3 protein-coding genes are annotated in these 2819 nt (G+C 43.7%); all 3 read left to right on the forward strand.

Annotated elements, in window-relative coordinates:
• The coding region (locus JWQ85_RS08295; RefSeq protein ID WP_299466753.1) for a hypothetical protein at nucleotides 1-190 on the forward strand (190 nt) is incomplete at its 5' end.
• A gap of 245 nt (nucleotides 191-435) precedes the next feature.
• Nucleotides 436-2367 (forward strand): DNA primase, encoded by a 1932-nt coding sequence (gene dnaG, locus JWQ85_RS08300; protein WP_299466756.1) that lies wholly within the window; start codon nucleotides 436-438, stop codon nucleotides 2365-2367.
• Entirely contained in the window at nucleotides 2367-2735 is a 369-nt protein-coding gene (locus JWQ85_RS08305) for a YraN family protein (protein WP_299466759.1), read from the forward strand. Before dnaG ends, JWQ85_RS08305 begins: the two co-directional genes overlap by 1 nt.
• Nucleotides 2736-2819 lie beyond the last annotated feature (84 nt).

The following is a 2819-nucleotide window of genomic DNA, read 5'->3' on the forward strand; positions in this document are numbered from 1 at the left end:
GATAGCCCTGTTGGGGCAAACCGTTATAGCCGGGTTTTTAGCTATCGGTTTGCTTGGCGAGGTGTTGCATTTAAAAGAGATCATTGGCAGTGTGATAGTATTGGCGGGGATAGCGGTTTCGTTTTTGAAAACTTCATCCCGGCCTGTTGCGGCAATCGGAACTCCGCAAACAAAGGAACTGGATACCTGATTCATTGCCGTTGGCTTTAGCCAACGGATAACGAACAATACAAACTGACTTTAGCCAAATTGAACGTTTATTTTGGCTAAAGCCGATAGTACTATGAGCTTGATCCGCCCCATAAATGGGACGGCAATGAAAAGAGATGCTAAGTGAACCGTTCGCCAATCAAAATATTATTGAATTTTTATATATTTAAACAAGGCGATTAAAAGCTTTAAACCACTATTTTTGCAGTTCGCATTTTTTAAAACATGATCACCAAACCCACCATAGACCGTATAATGGAAGCCACAGATATTGTGGAGGTGATTGGCGAATTTGTACAATTGAAAAAGCGTGGGGCCAATTATGTGGGGCTTTCTCCCTTCGTAAACGAACGTACGCCATCGTTTACGGTATCTCCGGCTAAGGGTATTTTTAAAGATTTCTCGTCGGGGAAAGGTGGTAGTGCCGTTACCTTTTTAATGGAGCTGGAAAAGTTCACCTACCCCGAAGCGCTTAAATGGCTGGCCAAAAAGTATGGCATCGAGGTAGAGGAAACGGTAGATACTACCGAAAACCTTGAGGAACAAAACCATCGCGAAAGTCTGATGATCGTATCCGGCTATGCCGCCAAATTTTTCCATGAAAGTTTGCTGGATACCGATGAAGGAAAAAGCATAGGCTACAGTTATTTTAAAGAGCGTGGTTTTAGTAATGATACCATCAAAAAATTTGAGTTGGGCTACTCGCCCGATCAATGGGAAGCCTTTACCGGCGAGGCCATAAAACAGGGCTACCAGGAACAATATCTGGTTGAAAGCGGCCTTTCGGTTAAGCGGGATAATGGGGCACTGTACGACCGTTACCGCGGGCGTGTTATGTTCCCTATCCATAGCTTTACGGGCAGGGTTATAGCCTTTGGCGGCCGTACTTTAAAAACCGACAAGAATGTACCGAAGTATGTAAACTCGCCCGAGTCTGAGATCTACCATAAATCAAGCGTATTATACGGACTGTATTTTGCCAAGCGATCTATCCGCGAAGAGGATAATTGCTATCTGGTAGAGGGGTATGCCGATGTAATATCTGTTCACCAGGCGGGTATCGAAAACGTAGTGGCGTCATCCGGTACTTCTTTAACATCCGAGCAGATCAGGCTGATTGGTCGCCTTACCAAAAACATCACCATATTATATGATGGCGATGCGGCAGGTATAAAAGCTTCGCTGCGCGGACTGGATATGATACTGGAGGAAGGGCTCAACGTAAAGGTGGTGCTTTTCCCGGATGGGCATGACCCGGATTCGTATGTGCAAAAGTTTGGTACCAACGCCTTTAAAACGCATATAGAGCAGAATAAGAAGGACTTTATCCTTTATAAAACCGATATCCTTTTAAAAGAGGCCGGTAACGACCCTATTAAAAAATCGGAAGTAATAAGGGAGATCGTAGAAAGCATAGCCAAAATACCCGATTCTATAAAGGCATCGGTATTTATACAGGAGTGCAGCCGCATCTTAAAGATCGAAGAACGCTCTTTAAATACAGAGCTGAATAAGATGCGCCAGGCCAAGGCGAAAAAAGATCATCAGCAACAGCAAAACCATAAACCGGAACCCTCACCCGAAGATCTTTTGTTTTTTGATGAGCCGGAAGAGAAGGCGGCGGTCAAAGAATCTGATACACAAGAAAAAGAAATTATACGCCTGCTGTTACTTTACGGCAATAAAATGATTGATTGGGATGGCATTGCCAATACCTATATCGGTCCGTTCATGATTGCCGAGTTAAGCGATGTGGAGTTTGAACAACCGGTAACTAAGCACTTCATGGAGATCTACCGGCAGGAGGTAGAGAATGGCGTACTGCCCGAGGAACAGCATTTTATACATCACCGGGATAAAGGGATAGTTGACCTGGTGGTTACCCTGCTCACAACCAAATATGTGTTGAGCGAGAATTGGTACGAGATGCATAAGATATTGGTATCAGATGAACAAGCCAACATGAAGGCGACCATATTAGGCGCTATATTCCACTTGAAAAAGCAAAAGGTGGGCAAAATATTACAAAAACTGCGTGATGAGCTGCAAACTACTACTGGCGAAACCGACCAGGAAATTCTACTGAACCAGTACATGCACATGAAAAAGGTGGAGAAAACCATATCCGATTACTTAGGCTCAGTAATTATAAAATAATGGCAACCCACAATGACCTCGGCCAAAAAGGCGAAGCAATGGCGAAAGCCCACATGGAAGCCACGGGTTACGAAATAATGGACGAGAACTGGGTTTTTGGCAAAGCCGAGATCGACCTGATCGCTTATAAAGACAAGATCATTATCTTCACCGAAGTAAAAACCCGCACCGGTAACGGTTTTGGCGAGCCCGAAGACTTTGTAGATGCCCGCAAGCAGCGTTTGCTGGTAGAAGCTGCAGATGAGTACATATATTTGATGAATCATGAGGGTGAAGTTAGGTTTGATATAATATCTATCCTGTTTGACCGTAATAATAACCACATATTAAAACATATTGAAGATGCCTTTTGGCCTTCTGCCATTTAAAATGAATAAAAGAATAGCCCTTTTCGCAATAATAGCCTTGCTGGCCTACGGATGTAAAGACAATAATAAGGCCGATGAATTTAC

This window comes from Mucilaginibacter sp., assembly GCF_028288105.1.
GTDB lineage: Bacteria > Bacteroidota > Bacteroidia > Sphingobacteriales > Sphingobacteriaceae > Mucilaginibacter.

Bases quoted from the DNA above. Each gene is read 5' to 3' on its own strand.
- dnaG (WP_299466756.1), top strand. From the start codon at position 436: ATGATCACCAAACCCACCATAGACCGTATAATGGAAGCCACAGATATT.
- JWQ85_RS08305 (WP_299466759.1), top strand. From the start codon at position 2,367: ATGGCAACCCACAATGACCTCGGCCAAAAAGGCGAAGCAATGGCGAAA.